Source organism: Daejeonella sp., assembly GCF_044342615.1.
In the GTDB taxonomy this organism is placed as follows: domain Bacteria; phylum Bacteroidota; class Bacteroidia; order Sphingobacteriales; family Sphingobacteriaceae; genus Daejeonella.
Genome location: NZ_JBIIPN010000055.1, coordinates 1 through 16912 on the forward strand (window position 1 = coordinate 1; position 16912 = coordinate 16912).

Annotated in this window: 11 protein-coding genes and 1 other RNA gene; 8 read left to right on the plus strand and 4 right to left on the minus strand. The window is 33.9% G+C overall.

All coding sequences use genetic code 11. From position 1 onward, the window contains the following. Positions 1-244: 244 nt before the first annotated feature. Positions 245-2662: a transketolase C-terminal domain-containing protein gene (locus ACIQ0D_RS06490; RefSeq protein ID WP_395803916.1), complete on the minus strand. Its 2418-nt coding sequence runs from the start codon at positions 2660-2662 to the stop codon at positions 245-247. Between the two features lie 337 nt (positions 2663-2999). Between ACIQ0D_RS06490 and ACIQ0D_RS06495 the strand changes: the two genes are divergently transcribed. Both ACIQ0D_RS06495 and ssrA read left to right on the plus strand, forming a co-directional pair. After that, positions 3000-4199 (plus strand): pyridoxal phosphate-dependent aminotransferase, encoded by a 1200-nt coding sequence (locus ACIQ0D_RS06495; protein ID WP_395803918.1) that lies wholly within the window; start codon positions 3000-3002, stop codon positions 4197-4199. A 51-nt stretch (positions 4200-4250) separates the two neighbouring features. Continuing rightward, positions 4251-4619: a transfer-messenger RNA gene (gene ssrA / locus ACIQ0D_RS06500) on the plus strand. A gap of 197 nt (positions 4620-4816) precedes the next feature. Here ssrA and ACIQ0D_RS06505 read toward each other — a convergent pair. After that, positions 4817-5941, minus strand: a complete 1125-nt coding sequence (locus ACIQ0D_RS06505) for a hypothetical protein (RefSeq protein ID WP_395803920.1) — start codon at positions 5939-5941, stop codon at positions 4817-4819. Between the two features lie 1433 nt (positions 5942-7374). Here ACIQ0D_RS06505 and ACIQ0D_RS06510 point away from each other — a divergent pair. The 4 genes from ACIQ0D_RS06510 to ACIQ0D_RS06525 all read left to right on the plus strand — a co-directional run bounded on the left by ACIQ0D_RS06510 (position 7375) and on the right by ACIQ0D_RS06525 (position 11469). Continuing rightward, on the plus strand, positions 7375-7593 hold the full coding sequence (locus ACIQ0D_RS06510; RefSeq protein ID WP_395803922.1) for a hypothetical protein: 219 nt from the start codon (positions 7375-7377) through the stop codon (positions 7591-7593). A gap of 6 nt (positions 7594-7599) precedes the next feature. Then, positions 7600-8487, plus strand: coding sequence for a hypothetical protein (locus tag ACIQ0D_RS06515; protein ID WP_395803924.1), 888 nt, complete (start codon positions 7600-7602; stop codon positions 8485-8487). Further along, positions 8481-10697, plus strand: coding sequence for a DUF4135 domain-containing protein (locus tag ACIQ0D_RS06520; protein ID WP_395803926.1), 2217 nt, complete (start codon positions 8481-8483; stop codon positions 10695-10697). The genes ACIQ0D_RS06515 and ACIQ0D_RS06520 overlap by 7 nt, the downstream gene beginning before the upstream one ends. 280 nt (positions 10698-10977) lie before the next feature. Next, on the plus strand, positions 10978-11469 hold the full coding sequence (locus tag ACIQ0D_RS06525; protein ID WP_395803927.1) for a cupin domain-containing protein: 492 nt from the start codon (positions 10978-10980) through the stop codon (positions 11467-11469). A 7-nt stretch (positions 11470-11476) separates the two neighbouring features. On the opposite strand, the gene ACIQ0D_RS06530 is transcribed toward ACIQ0D_RS06525, so the two are convergent. Beyond that, the gene (locus ACIQ0D_RS06530) at positions 11477-13030 is read right to left on the minus strand and encodes a sulfatase (RefSeq protein WP_395803929.1); all 1554 of its coding nucleotides are present in this window, start codon (positions 13028-13030) and stop codon (positions 11477-11479) included. A 139-nt stretch (positions 13031-13169) separates the two neighbouring features. On the opposite strand from ACIQ0D_RS06530, the gene ACIQ0D_RS06535 reads away from it, so the two are divergent. Continuing rightward, complete coding sequence (locus ACIQ0D_RS06535) at positions 13170-14690, plus strand: arylsulfatase (RefSeq protein WP_395803930.1); 1521 nt, start codon at positions 13170-13172, stop codon at positions 14688-14690. Between the two features lie 72 nt (positions 14691-14762). Here ACIQ0D_RS06535 and ACIQ0D_RS06540 read toward each other — a convergent pair whose 3' ends face one another. Continuing rightward, positions 14763-16181: an ATP-dependent RecD-like DNA helicase gene (locus ACIQ0D_RS06540; protein ID WP_395803932.1), complete on the minus strand. Its 1419-nt coding sequence runs from the start codon at positions 16179-16181 to the stop codon at positions 14763-14765. Positions 16182-16252: 71 nt separating this feature from the next. Between ACIQ0D_RS06540 and ACIQ0D_RS06545 the strand changes: the two genes are divergently transcribed. Continuing rightward, positions 16253-16912 (plus strand): DUF3822 family protein (locus tag ACIQ0D_RS06545; RefSeq protein ID WP_395803934.1); only part of this gene is annotated, 660 nt, incomplete at its 3' end.

Below are 16912 nucleotides of genomic sequence, written 5' to 3' on the forward strand. Positions count from 1 at the left end.
TAGCGAAGCAATCTCTTTCCTGCTAACATGAGTTTGCTTCGTCGTGCCTCCTCGCAATGACATGTCGGATAAAACCCTAATCATTAGAAAGGTAGTTACTGAGTAAATGGGGATCAGCCTGCATTGTCATTGCGAGCGAAGCCCTCTTTGTCATTGCAAGCGCAGCTCTCTTTGTCATTGCGAGCGTAGCGAAGCAATCCATATGAGCCACAAAATCTCAGTACAAACGAAAATTAATCAATTATTAAAACAAACCCGGAAACTTCCCTGGAGCACTCTCATTCATCATTTCATAAACCATCTCCATCACATCATCCAGTGAAGGTTTGCTAAAATAATCACCATCAGAGCCATATGGTGTACGGTGTGGCTTTCCCGTTAATGTTCTCGGCTTACCATCTAAATACTGATAACCATTTTGCTTTTCTAAAACTTGTTGCATGATAAATGCTGATGATCCACCCGGAACATCCTCACCAACCACCAAGAGCTTATTGGTTTTACGCAATGATTTAGAACAAATATGATCTAAATCGAAAGGTAAGAATGTTTGAGGATCAATAATTTCGACATGGATACCCATTTTTTCAAGTTCTTCTGCTGCTTGCTCCACAATTCTTAAAGTAGAACCATAAGAAATAATGGTCATATCAGAACCTTCACGAATGATTTCAGCTTTACCTAATTCAACTCTAAAATCACCTACATTTGATGGCATCTTTTCCTTCAAACGATAGCCATTTAAACACTCAATAACCAATGCTGGTTCATCTCCACGAAGCAGGGTATTGTACATTCCAGCAGCTTGCGTCATATTTCTAGGCACACAAACATGAACACCTCTCAAGGCATTAATAATCATACCCATTGGTGAACCTGAATGCCAAATCCCTTCTAAACGGTGTCCACGAGTACGGACAATTAAAGGAGCTTTTTGTCTTCCTCTTGTGCGATAACTCAAAGTAGCTAAATCATCACTAAGGATATTCAAAGCAAAAAGTAGATAATCTAAATATTGAATTTCAGCAATTGGGCGCAAGCCACGCATAGCTAATCCAATTCCTTGTCCGATAATGGTCATCTCACGAATTCCAGTATCAGTAATTCTCTTTTTCCCATATTTAGCCTGCAAACCAGCAAAACCTTGGTTTACATCACCAATAGTACCTACATCTTCCCCAAAAGCGAGAATTCGTGCATCACGAGCAAAATTAGAATCAAAGCAAGCATTTAAAATCTCTCTTCCATCAACCAATTTGGTATCATCGTCATATTCTGGTGCTATTCCTTTAATATGAAGTGGAGATTCTGCTGATTCAGTGAAAAGTTTAGAATTATATCGCTCAAAATTAGATTCATGCTGTTGAGCATACCAATTTTGCAGGTTTTTCTTGGCTTCAGATTGATCATTTCTTAAAATACGCAAAGCATGCCTTACCATAGAAATCACATCCTTACGGGATGGATCAATACTAGCTTTAAGCGCATTTACTTGATTAATAAGTTCCTGATTATCAGTATTTTGAACAATCGAATTTACCATTTCAAGCTCCAATTTCATTGAAGCATTAAAATCTACCCAAGCTTGTTTCTGACAATCGCGAATATAAGTTTTAGCTGTTGCTTCGAGCCCATCCAATTCATCCTCTGTGGCAATGGCTGATTCAAGCATCCATTTTCTCATTTGGAGCATACAATCGAACTCATTTTCCCAAGCAATTCTAGACTTATCTTTATAACGCTCATGCGATCCCGAAGTAGAGTGACCCTGAGGTTGTGTCATTTCGGTAACATGAATCATTACGGGAATATGTTGTTCGCGACAAATGCGAATGGCCTTTTCATAAGTCTCACACAAGCCTGGATAATCCCAACCTCTAACTTTGAAAATCTCATAACCTTCACCTTTTTCATCACGTTGGAATCCTTTTAGGATTTCCGAAATATCTTGCTTAGTAGTCTGATATTCAGCTGGAACCGAAATTCCATAGCCATCATCCCAAATGGAAATAGCCATAGGTATTTGAAGTACACCAGCGGCATTTATCGACTCAAAAAATATTCCTTCAGAGGTGGAAGCATTACCAATGGTACCAAAAGCAACTTCATTACCATCAACAGAAAAGTTCTTTAAATATTCTAATTCAGGATTATTTCTGAATAATTTAGAAGCCAAAGCTAAACCTACCAAACGTCCCATTTGTCCGCCAGTAGGTGAAATATCAGCTGAGGAGTTCTTAGTTTTAGTTAGATCCAACCATTTTCCATCTTCATCGAGAAGTCGGGTAGCAAAATGACAATTCATCTGCCTTCCTCCAGAACCTGGATCTGCGTCGATATCCGTATTTGCGTATAATTGAGCGAAAAACTCAGGCATGGTTAACATTCCTGCAGCAAGCATAAATGTTTGATCGCGATAATATCCCGAACGCCAATCACCTGCTTTAAAAGCCTTGGCCATAGCAAGCTGCGCCACTTCCTTACCATCCCCAAAGATTCCAAATTTGGCCTTGCCGGTAAGAACCTCTTTACGACCTAAAAGACTAGCCTGGCGACTCTCATAAGCAATTTTATAATCACTAATGATTAGGCTTCTGAAATCTTCAAAGCTTAATTCTTCCTGTCCGGGTAAAAAATTATCTGTCACTGAGCTTTCTTTCATGTTCTGCTTAAAGGGCAAAAATAAGAAAAGCCTTTATGATTTGATCATTCATAAGCAAAATAATAATTTGCCTAACAAGTATTTTACCAAATTATTGCAATTAGTTCTTTCCATAAATGAATCAATTAGCTGAAAAACTGGTTCAATTAAAATAATATAAGGATTTTAAAAAATGAGAGATATTATTAATTATACTATTAAAGGGATGATTTAGCTTCAGAAATTCAACAAAAATTGATTTTAACATGGAAACATTATCCAAAATAGCAGCAAATAATTAATGAAAATAAAACAAGAAAAATAATCTAAGCGATAAGGTTTTTTTTATTTTTGTTCCATGCCAGAAATTTCAAGTAAAGGCCGGCAAATGCCCGCCTCCCCGATTCGAAAATTAACTCCATTTGCTGATAAGGCTAAAAGTGAAGGTAAAAAGGTTTATCACTTAAATATTGGTCAGCCAGATATTGAAACCCCGGAAGGGATGCTTAACGCGATAAAAAATATCGACTTTAACGTGTGGGCTTATACTCCATCTGAAGGAACATTGGCCTATCGCAGTAAACTGACTGAATATTACAATAAGTTAAATTACAACATCGATCCATCACAGATTTTGGTTACCGTTGGTGGTTCTGAGGCAATTACGATAGCCATGCAGGCTTGTGTAAATGAAGGTGATGAAATCATTATTCCTGAGCCATTTTATGCAAATTATAATGGTTTTGCATGCATGAGCAATGTAGTGGTAAAACCTATTTTATCACATATCGAGACTGGTTTTGCTTTGCCAGAAATTAGCGAATTTGAAAAACTAATTACTCCAAAAACGAAGGCGATAATCATTTGTAACCCTAATAATCCTACAGGTTATTTATATTCAAAAAAAGAGTTGGAGGCATTGAGAGATCTTTGCTTAAAATACAATCTGTTTTTATTCTCAGATGAAGCTTATCGTGAATTCTGTTACGATGGCAAGGAATTCATTTCTCCGATGCACCTAGAAGGCTTAGAAGAACATGTTATCGTTATGGATACTGTTTCTAAGCGCTACAGCGCATGCGGTGCTCGTTTGGGTTGCTTGATTACCAAGAACAAGGAAGTTATTGCTGCGGGATTAAAATTCGCCCAAGCGAGATTAAGTCCAGGAATGGTTGAACAAATTGCCGCTTCAGCCGCTGTAGATACCCCAGATAGCTATTTTGAGAAGGTAAATAAGGAATATACCATGCGTCGTGATACCTTGGTTACTCGCTTAAACAGTATTAAAGGTGTTTTTTGCCCAAATCCAGGTGGTGCTTTTTATGTGGTTGCTAAGTTCCCAATTGATAATGCCGATAAATTCTGTCAATGGATGCTGGAGGAGTTTGAATATGACAACCAGACAGTGATGATGGCTCCAGCGACGGGTTTTTACAGTACTGCAGGGACAGGATTAAACGAAGTACGTTTGGCATACGTTTTGAATAAACAAGATTTAGATGCAGCAATGACTTGCTTGGAGAAAGCTTTAGCGGTTTATCCAGGGCGTATTGACTGATTTTAACAAAGGATATGATCGATTTTTCGTATCTTTGTATATATTCATATCGGGCCCGACCGGAATTGACAGGGTGGAGATAGGTATGTAAGCATGCAGCGCATTGTGAGTATTAGCGCTCAAATCTGAACTTTCAAACCACAATTGGCGAAAATAACTACGCCTTAGCTGCTTAATTTAGAATTAAGTAAGCTTTTGTTCCGTCAGATTCTGTTCTGTAGTCTGACATTAGGGGCATCGAACAACAGGACTGGCCAGGGTTTAATGGTGTGATAATCCGGTAAGACAAAACATCTAAGGAAGAAGGTATAGGTAAGCAGTTGACCTTCCCCTTCCCGACAATTAAACAACAGCTAAGCATGTAGAAAGCATAATTTGTCCCATGTTTGGACGAGAGTTCGAATCTCTCCGGGTCCACAATAGAGCTTAAAAGCTCTAAAATTTAATTACTCAGCTAGCTAAAACACTAGCTGAGTTTCATTTTTAATAACCTCGTTACTCAAAGATTTTAGAAACATAGGCTTTTCAAAGCTTTTTAATTACTACATCTAATAAATATTTGAGTAGAACAATTTTTCTTAGAATTAAAACTTTATAATTATAAAATTAAATAATATTTAAAGCTGAGGAATCTCAGATTGAGGTAGAACCTGTGCTTTTAGTCTTTTTTTAAAAGTATATTGAACACCAATATTTAAGGCGTAATCAGCAAAGGCTGCATCCCCATTCCTATATATTCCTGTATTTTTTTGATACTCTAAATCAGTATAACTTTGAGGTCGATTTCTTCTTACAGCAATCGGTAAACCTAAATTTAAGGTCAAATTATTTTTCATGTATGAATATGTCGGTTCTAAGGAAAGTATATTTCCGGGGCGCCTGAAACCCTTACTACCACCAATTATATCATGCACTGGGACACCCTCATAACGACCTCCAATAGAAATATTTGAACTTGTATTAGGAGAATAGTTTAGGGCAACCCGAGTGGAAAATTGATCTGGAACAGACATGATTGACTCATTAGCAAGTAATGGATTAAGTTTTTCCCTAAATGTTTTTATACCATTAGTTTCTCTAGGATTAAATAAATAAAAAGCACCATTTGTTAGGTAAAATTTATCATTTAACTTAAGATACATCTGTGTTTCCATTATAAAACCAAAACCTCCATCACCTAATTGAATGGATTGGTCAACAGGTCTCACTTCTGGACCTCCATTGACACCTACGTTGTAAAAAATATCTGATACATTATAATCACCAGTGGGAAGTTTTATTGAAGATCCCATTTGTATATTCCATGACTTTTTCCCTGGATCAATAAGCCATTGCTGAATTCCAAATCTAACATCACCTAGTCCTCGAGAAAAGGTTTTATGCCTCTGAGTTCTTCCATGTTCGTATAAGGATGATCGTGTATTAATTTGTGTAGGAATCCCCAAAACAAAATTTGTTTTATTTGACAACCAATAACTTAAAGAATATTCCCAATTACTTGAATGATTAATCACTTCAGTACCACTTGTTACACGATCAGGTTCCTCATGAGTACCTCTAAAATGTCTAAAAGACTTAAAATAACGATAATTAATGCCTGCTTGTATATCTCCTTTTCCAAAGGTATTATGAGTCAAATTAGCTGAGCAGGAGCCAAAATGCCTGACTGAAACACATCCTTGTCCAAATATTTGTTGTGACAAAAGTAAAAGTGCAATGGTAGGTAGTATCTTTTTAAGCATAAGTTTATTTCTATTTCAATGTTGAAATTAACAAAAAATATTGTCAAATATAAATTATTGAAGTTTTGCTGCCAATTGATTTTAAAGTGGAAATGTATTTTATGATATTCTTAAATAAGTAAACAGTGGATTTGTAAAATTATAAAAAAAATATCCAATACAGCTCCACAAAAAAACCTCCAATTTAACGATTGGATGTTTTTTTATTTATCGGAGAATCAATGCAATATCTATCATAACTATGAACGTATTCAAGAGCGATATTCAAGAATTGCCTTCCGGGAATTTTATCAAAATAATCAATAGACTTTAATTCGTATAAACATGGGTAAACCATGCACCTTTCCTTCTTATGTAAGTATTGTTGGGACTGAATTAGTGTTGAAACATATTTGCTAAAATCAAATTTGGCCCTAGAAGTTCATTAGCAAGAAAAAAGCGTTACAAAACGTGACAATGCGCAAGTCACATGATTTTTTTTGAGGATGGCTAGGTTAATTTTATATATTTATTAATTAACAAGTGAAGTCCAGAGATCACTTTAAAAACGGGGCGAATTCCGAAAAGCCTAACTAGTAGGAAAATAAACTAAAACAATGAGTCTAATAAATTTAACACAAACTGTGAATTGCAAAAATTGTGGCAGTACAGTTTTACTAGAAATTAGAAATGTAACACCAAACACGACAGGTGGCGCAACCACCAATCTATGCAGATGCGGTAAAGTCTCTTCTTATGTTTTTACATTAAGGAATGGTCAACTAACTGAGTTAAGATAATAAAAGCATCTAATCTTGGCTTAGCGTTTAAATTTTAGAAACATTGTATTGTGTATTCTTAAATTGATTCTATATAATGTTAAATTCAAATTTTTGGATTTAACATTATATGTAAAAATGAGACAACCTTAATTTTACAATTTTTAAACACAATAGTATATGGGCAAACACGGCGGTTTCCTATTATTAATAGTGATTAAACATTTTTTAAAATCTGATTTTCAATTCGAGAAGTTGGTTAAAATTGTCTCTGTTAACAAAAAGCAGCCGATATTAAAAGGATAGCCACCTTCCTTTTATCTAGAAATTTTTAAATAGAGTAGTTAATACATTGAATAAAAAAATTAGCACAACAAGTTATAGATACAATTCTTAAATAAGCATTGAAACTAAATACCCAATCATCTACTTAGCAAATAGTCTATTCAACCATAATCAAAATACAGTAAATGAGAAAGAAAGTAATGTTAGCAAAGTTCTATACGTTGCATTTTGGGTAACCTAAGAAACGACCTGCGAAAACAATATTGCTAACTTACCAATTAGTAAGAATAATGTATTTATTAAAACGAAAAAGTGGAGTCCAGACCCACTTTAAAAACGGGGCGAAGCCGAAAAGCCAAATGAGTAGGCAAAATTTAAATTTTAAATGAAATGAACAAGTTAATTGAAAATGATCTAATTTATCTTAAAGAAGAATTAGGTATTGAAATTGAAGAAAATGTAGATGTTAAATTACTTTTTGACACAAAGGAAGTTAAACACATAGTTATTCCTTTTATAGAAAGTGATTTAAAAGAAGAAGACCTAGTAAAAATGGGTAATGGCAAATGTTCAACAACATTTCCAACTACTTCGAATCATTCTTGTTGATAAATAATGGATTTAACTAATTATTTAAAAGTTATTCCACTTATTAGGGCCGATGATTATTTAATAGTTAAGAAATCATCGGCCTATTCTTTCGATATTCAACCTTATTTTGTTGGGACTAACGCTCTTGAACCCGAAAGTGGATTTTTAGTTTCGAGCTTTCATGGTAGAAGTATTATAAAATCACATGATGATGGATACTATAGAGTGTTGAAGGGGATTGGCTTTACATTATTTGATAAACCCGTAATAAATATATGTGAATATCTAGATGGTCATGTTTGGGGGGCACTTTCAAGAAAATGTGCATTAAAAGAATTTAACTTTGGGAAGTTAGCCTATTCAAAAGGAGTATACTGTCCAATATATGAATCTGTGCATTCATTATCAGGTTCAAACTTTTCTGGTGTTGGTATTAAAATGATTAAACCTTTTATACTACAATACAGGGTTCATTCTCCAATTAGGATATCAGATTCTTCTTTTATTGATAAAAAAATATTAAAAAAACATATCAAATATTTATATAAATCAAATTATTCAATACAGGAGAGCTTTATTGATAAATGCATAGAAAATTTAGCTATACTTCACAATAACAATTTGTTTTATAACGCACTTAATATTTTTAATGTGTGCGTTTCAGGTGAATTTCTTGATTTTGAAAATAGTCTATCTAAATCTAACCCAGACTTTGAAGTAATGCAAAAATATATGCCCAGAGAATTAATAAACCTAATATTCGTGTTGCATGCATTTGCATCAATAATTGATGAAGAATTTGATATTAAATATTTTAAAAATAGAATAAAAACAAATTATTTAGATAAGGTAGACAATCCCATAATTAAAAAACACCACAATAGAATATTGGAATTAATTAAATCATGCTAAACGATTACAAATTTTTTAGATTAAAAGAAATTTTTGGTCCTATACCCTTTTTAAGGTACGAATCCGGGATATTTTACAATGAAAATTCCAGATATAGTTATTTAGATATTCGAAATAAAATACTTTTTTTTGAAAAAAGTTTTTCCAAAAAACTACAAATCGATTTGGGTAATTCTAGAGAAATATCTCTCCTGAAAAACTCAGATTTTCATTTTGAAGGCAAATGTGTTGTGAAATTTTCAGAGGATAAAAAAATTTTTTTTTATAAACCAAAACATTTTGAGATTGAATTTAAAATTAAAGAACTATTTGATAGTGTTTTTAAGATATTGGGAAATGAGCTTTTCATACTTCCAGACTTAATAAAAACCGGCACATCATACTACCAAGAAAGCATCCCTATTAACAATAACGATGATATCTCTATGTGGATGTATAATTTGGGTTTATCACTTCCTATACTGAAACTATTAGGATTAAATGATTTACATGAAGATAATATAGCTATATCAAATAATAAACTTGTAATCATTGATTTTGAAACAATTTTCAATTATAATTTCTGGCGTGGTGACATAGTTGACAAGTATGAAGAACAAAACTCTTTAGCACTGTGCAATTTTAATCTATTAAACACTTTATTATTCGACAGTGTGAATAAAGAAATAAATATTGAACGTATTACAAAAAAGTTTTACTCAGAAAATACTATAGATATATCTCAAAATAATTACTTAATTAACATAAGAAAAGGAATTGATGATTGTTTAGAATCAATTATGGCACATAAGGACTCTATTAGTCAATTATTAATTAATTATTCAAGTACAAAATTTCGTGTATTACTTAGACCCACTATTTTCTACCATAATTTAATTAAAAAATATTTTTCATATGATTATTTGAAATTAGATGAAAATCTCAAAAAAAATAAGGTAATAACTATTTTAGATAGTGAAGATAAAATTGAAAAAACAATAGTTTTTTCAGAGTTCGATTCGATTCAAAAGGCCGACATTCCAGTTTTCTATGGTGATTTAATGGGCAACATCTATAATTCATCCTTAGTTAAAATTAGTCACATTCATTTTGATTTGAATAATTTTTTTGAGTTTTCAATTAATGAATTATCTGAAATCAAAAATGAATTTGAGTGGATATTAAAAAGATTAAAAACAAAAGACTTCGAAACATTTCAAAGTCAAACTGAATCTGAGATTAGTTTTATATCGAGTTCAATTTTAAATTGCCAAGACACAATTGGGAATTATAGATTGGAAATAATGGGAATCGATCTTTGTCATGGTTTACCTGGACTAATTTTATCATATAAAAATAATAGTAATTTTAAGAAGATTTGCATTAATTATATAGATTATATTTTTAAAAAAAAAGAACAGCTAATAAAAATTCCTAATGGAGGTGCATATAATGGTTTAGGATCTTTGCTCTTATTTTTATTAATAATAAATAAAATAACGAAGGTGGAAAAAATTGATTCGGCTATAAGTATGGTTTATGAAATCATTGAAAACAATCATACTTTGAACAGAAAAAAAAATGACCTAATGGCAGGTGAAATTGGATTAATAATTGTTTTAGCCATCCACAATAAACTTTTCCCTAAAAATAGATCAAAACTATTAAAGAAGATTATTCATAATATCAACATGAATTATTCTGCATATTACAGTGTTTCTAATCTTGGATTAGCACATGGGAAAGCTGGCCTTTTAATGAGCTTATCAAAGCTATGCAATTATGGTTATCAAATTAACAAAGAAATTATTATTCAACTTCAAAAAGATTTCATATCCACCTATTCCTATGAAGGTAAAAATTGGGTATCAGATAATATTGCATTGAGAGAAAATCATTCTTGGTGTAACGGAGGAGTAGGAATAAATTTGGCAATTGCTGAAAGTTTAAAAATAAATTGGAATGATAGTTTATCCGGAATACTAAAGAATTATGGTGAAAACGAATTCTCTGATAAATATTTATTCGATCACGTTTGTTGTGGCTATTCAGGCAGTAGGCTATTAAATGCAAATAAAGTTCTCCATAACCAAAGTTCTAATTGTGTTCCATATGAAAAAGATTCAGGTGTTTTAAATCTTTCATTTTTCTTTGGCAGATCGGGTTTGAAATATTATAATGAGATTACGAGCAATGATCCGTGTATATTAAGTTTCTCTAATATTATTTGAATACTTCATTAAAATAACTAATTAATACTCAGTCTAAATTATCTTAAAAACTGTCTTCTAGCACTCTTTCTATATGGCTTATGATTTTTAAACGCAAAAAAATCGATTTAGAGATATTAAAAAAAATCTAATAATTTCACCTTATACATTTATCTTTTCCAAAGACAATAAATTCAATATTTGGATAGGAATAATCTGAAAAATGCGATAGAAATGGAAACAGTAATTAATATAAGCAATTTTTCGCTCTTTCACAAATTTTAACCCATTTTTGCGCCTCATGATCGAAAACCTTATCAAGCAATACCAATTAACAGCACACCCTGAGGGTGGATATTATAAAGAAACCTATAGATCTGCGGCAAATATTCCTCAGGCAGCTTTACCAGAGCAATTTTCGGGTGCTCGATCAATTAGCACAGCCATTTATTTTCTGCTCTTAAAAGATCTATTTTCTGCCTTTCACCGCATCAAAAGCGACGAATGCTGGCATTTCTATGAAGGTGATAGTTTACATGTTCATGTTCTTCATATCAATGGTGAATATGAAATCATAAAACTTGGTCGGGATAGCGTTAAAGGTGAAGTTTACCAAGCTACAGTACCTGCTGGAGCATGGTTTGCCTCCGAAAGCAAGGGCGAATACTCCTTTGTGGGTTGTACTGTAGCTCCTGGCTTCGATTTCAATGATTTTGAACTCGCTTTCGTGGATAAATTAAAAACAGACTATCCAGAAAATACTACGCTCATTGAACGTCTCTGTCGTCAATAAACGAAAATTATTTTTTAGCCGATAAATTCATAAATTTAAATTGCTCATCAGGCCATGGCACCTGTTTTCCATCCTTTTTAAAGCTAGGCATCAAAGCATTTTTAGACTTTAGCTCCTTTGTCATTAAATCTGCCATCTCCTTCACCTTTTCAGGATATTTAGCTGCCAAATCCTTTTCCTCACCTATATCATTACTTAAATCATAAAGCTCCATCGTTTGATACTTATGGAAATAAATAAGCTTCCAATTACCCTTACGCAAGGCTGTACCCCATGATATTCCCTTCAAATTTACAGTAGTCCAGTTATTTGGATAATGCCATAAAAGCAGCTTCTCAGAATCCATTTTGTTTGCATCCTTCAAAAACGGAAGCATGCTTTTCCCATCAACAGTTTGAATAGTCTTATATTTTTTCTGTCCCGCAAATTCCATTATAGTCGGAAAAATATCATCAATCCCAACATATTGCTTTGTGGTGCTTGATGGGGCAATCCCCGGACCAGCAACTAGCATCGGAATGCGGATTCCGCCTTCATATAATGAACCCTTTCCCTGCTTTAGTGGAAGATTTTGAGTATGAGCCTTCCCTCCTCTTTGTGGTGTCAGACTTAATCCTCCATTGTCTGATAAAAATAAAATATAGGTATCATCTGCAATACCCTCTTTATCAAGATAATCCATTAAATCGCCCAAGCTTTTATCCATACCTTCAACTAAGGCTGCATAGCGAGCTTCCGTATCAGAAACACCTTTATCAATATAATATTGGTAAAAACGATCATCCTTACTCAAAGGAATGTGCACTGCATAATGCGACATGTGCAAGAAAAATGGCTTCCCATTATTTTTATTGGCCTCCAAAGTGGCAATTGCCTCTCTTGTTAAGGCTTCAGTGAGGTTTAATCCTTGCGCAATGTATTTATCAAGTCCACGTACTGCCCACAGGGTATCATTTGGATTGCTTCGGTAAGAATCTTTAGCTAAAAAGCTCCCAGGATGACCAGCTGCAGATCCCGCAATATTTACATCAAAACCAATATTAATGGGGTTAGAAGCTGGAGTTCCATAAGGAGAAAAATGTGCCTTCCCACAATGAATATTGAAATATCCTGCTTGCTTCAACAGCATTGGCAAGGGTGTAGCAACAACTGAATTTGCAATTCCTGGTGCGGTACTCAAACCATTGTGATTCCAATTTGGTGGTGTCAATAGACTATCAGGGTAATCCGTTGGGGTATCTTTTTTTACATTGGTCCAATTAGTGATTCTATGTCGGGATTCATTCATTCCTGTAGCTAAACTCACTCTTGTTGGGGTGCAAACTGGATTAGCATAGGCATTACTAAATTTCATTCCTCTTTTAGCCAATCGCTCCATGTTGGGAGTACGGTATAAATCGTTAAAAGGTGTTCTTTTATCCCAAAATGGTACAGAAGTATCTTGCCAACCCATATCATCCACCAAAAAAACAATGATATTTTTCTTGTTTTCCTGCGAAAAAGTCGGGCCAAATACAAATAAGACAAGTCCGAAAACTAAAACAAAACCAATTTTTCTCATAAATTAAATACATTTAACTAATTAGTGAAAATAAGAAAAAATTAAAAGAATTATAATTTTAAACGATTATTCAATGCCTATGATGATATTTTAAGCGATTTATTTATATTGCAATTGAATTTTTATTAAAAATTAAAAAATGTTAACATCAAAAAGCTATTCCCTAAAAAAATGGATGTTCATAAGTGGAAACATTCTCCTACTGTTTATCATTCCATTTACCTCAATCGCACAAAAATCAAGTTCAAAGCCAAATATCATTTATATCTATGCAGATGATTTAGGTTATGGCGAATTGGGTAGCTATGGACAAACAAAAATAAAAACACCAAATTTAGATCAATTAGCGAAGGAGGGCATGCGCTTTACCCAGCATTATAGTGGCGCTCCCGTTTGTGCTCCATCAAGAAGTATTTTAATGACCGGTAAGCATTCGGGACACTCCTATATCAGAGGTAATTATGAATTAGGAGGCTTTGCGGATAGCTTGGAAGGCGGACAAATGCCTTTACATGAAGGTGCTTATACTGTGGCTAAAATGCTGAAAGAAAGAGGTTATAGCACCGGACTAGTAGGTAAATGGGGCATGGGAGTAACCAATACCACTGGGAGTCCGCTAAAACATGGTTTCGATTATTATTATGGTTACCTCGATCAAAAACAAGCACATAATTTCTACCCTACACATTTATGGGAAAATGATAAATGGGATGCTTTAAACAATCATTCATTCATGGTTCATGGCAAAATCGACCCTCAAACTGCTACCGATGCAGATTTTAATAAATTTATTGGAAAAGATTATGCACCAGCAAAAATGACTCAAAAAGCATTGGGCTTTTTAGATAAAAACAAGAATAATCCATTTTACTTATACCTACCATTCCCTTTGCCCCATTTAGCTCTACAAGCTCCTGAAGAGTATGTAAAAAAGTACATTGGGCTATTTGATGAGAAGCCTTATTATGGAGAAAAAGGCTACGCTCCTAGCAAATATCCACTTTCTACCTATGCCGCAATGATTACCTTTTTAGATGATCAGGTTGGAGCCGTGATGCGAAAAGTTAAAGAATTGGGATTAGACAATAATACCATAATCATGTTTTCAAGCGATAATGGAGCAACTTTTTCGGCAGGTGTTGATACGAAGTTTTTCAATAGTGTTTCTGGCTTACGCGGTTTAAAAATGGACCTTTATGAAGGTGGAATTCGGGTTCCATTCTTAGCTCGTTGGCCAAATAAGATAAAAGCAAATACAGTTAGCGACCATGTTTCAGGTCAGTTTGATATTATGGCTACACTCGCTGATATCACAGGAAATAAAATTACAAATACTGATGGAATATCACTTTTACCTGAACTTTTAGGCAAATCAAAAGAACAACAAAAGCATGGTTTTCTTTATTTTGAATACCCTGAAAATGGCGGCCAATTAGCTGTTCGAATTGGAAATTGGAAGGGTGTTAAACTAAATGTTAGAAATAAACCAGACGCTAAATGGCAGTTATTTGATTTAGAGAAAGATCGCAATGAAAGCACTGATATCGCTTCCTTGCACCCGCAAATCATCGCCGAAATGAATGCCATCGTGAAAAGAGAGCATGTTCACCCACATGTATTGGATTGGGAATTTATTGATCCGAAAATTTCAAGAAAATAAGCAAGAATCTCATTATCAGGTGCTTAATTCCAGTTTCTACAGAATTTGGAATTAAGCATTTTTTTTTGTATATTATTTTGTGTTTTCAGCAAAAAATTCATCGCTAAAGTTCACCAAAAATAATTCTGCTGATGATCGCGTCACACCCGTATAAAGCCATCTTAAAAATTCTGTATTGAGCATTTCATCCGTAAGATAACCCTGATCAATAAAAACAGCAGGCCATTGACCTCCCTGCGCTTTATGACAAGTTACCGCAAAGGCAAACTTTATTTGGAGTGCATTATAATAGGGGTCTTTCTTCATTTCATCCATACGCATTTTCTTATTCTGGATATGCATATAATCCTCTAGTACAGCCTCATACAAACGTTTACTGTCGATATTTGATAAGCTTGGGGTCTCACAGTACAGGGTATCCATCAAAACCTTGCAGCTTAATGGTTCCTGGTCGGGATAATCAAGTAATTCAATAACAACTTCAGCAAAACGGAAACCATATTGCTCCTCTACCCTTCTTACTTTTCGTATACGAGCAATATCTCCATTGGCAATAAAATCACCGCTACCATCTTCAGGTTTTAACCAGAAATAATTATTTCGAACAATCATGATATGATCCCCTCCCGTTATTTCCTCCTCTCGATACAAAATACGGTTCCGGATATTTTGATTGTACGCATTGGCATTCTTGTTTGATCGGCAAATTACAATGGTATTTTCCATACCATATTTATCGTAGGCATAATTCAGGCCTTCAACCAAACGCTCACCCGTCATTCTGAAAATATCTTTATAACCTCCGATTTTAAATTTAGGGAAAACCTGCTTCTCCTTGCGTACCAATTCACGAATTGCAGTCGCATTGAATAAAATACCCGATTGCTTTTCCTGACGGACAACATCAGTCAACTCATAGCTAAATACTTCTAAACCAAACTGAGAATTAAGTAGATTTTTTTCTAGTGCGGGACTAGTTGCCGAGCCTACAGGGGGAAGCTGTGCCGTATCTCCAACGAGCATTAGTTTGCAATTTTTGCCATTGTAAACGTAGCTTATAAGATCTTGTAAAAGGCTATGGCGACTATAATCATGTACTTGATCGGAGATCATGGAGGCCTCATCAACAATAAAAAGAGTGTTTTCCATGAGATTTTCACCGAGGACAAAATTCATATCCGGACTAGCAGCTACTTTTTTACGATATATTTTTTTGTGTATGGTAAATGCTTTGCGACCAGAATAATTGCTGATAACCTTCGCTGCTCGCCCAGTAGGTGCTAGCAAAACCGATTTTAGCTTAACTTGAGGTAAGACTTTTACAAGAGCGCTGATGAGCGTTGTTTTTCCTGTACCTGCATAACCTTTAAGCACAAAACAGGAGTCGGCATTGCTAGAAAGCACAAAATTCTGCAATAATGAAAATACCTCACTCTGTTGAGATGTAGGAATATTTCCGAAATTTTGTTCAATTAGCTTGTGGAAATTCATTGCTGCAAATTGCAAATTCTTAAATAAAATTCTTTAAAGAAATGCATGTATTCAAATAAATAATTTGCAAATTGAAAGAATTAGAAAAATATCTCAGAGAAACTATACTTTTGTTATCGATGAATAAATTACTGTACTTAATTGACGATGAGTTTCAATCTCAAAATGCCGCTAAATGTGACCTCTTGATACATTTAGGTTTTGAATCTATTCAATATGCAATTATTGATAAAGTTAGAGATGAACTTAAAGCACTAGTTGAATATGAACTAAATGGTACATCGAGTCCAAAATCTCTAATCGAAGCCATTGAAGGTCTACCAGAGTGCCATAAAGAATTCAAATATCCTTTCAACAAAGTAAAAATTTCATTTGATAGCTACCTATTTACTTTTATTCCTCAAGAACTATTTGTAGAAGCAGACTTATACGAATATGCCAAATACATCGAAAGTACACATGCTAATGATGTTTTAGCTAAACCCATTGCAGCGGCAAACATCCAAAATGTTTTTAAAATAAATTCTGATTTACATCTTAGGCTGAAAAACATTTTCGGGGAAGCCATCATTTTAAATCAGGCAAATGCATTTATTCAGGGAATAATAAAAAACTATCAACAAGGTAAAAAATCAGCTTTGATTCTTGATATCCACCAAAAACACATTCAAATAGCTTATTTAGAACATTCTAAATTATCATTTTACAATATTTTCGATTGCATGAATGCC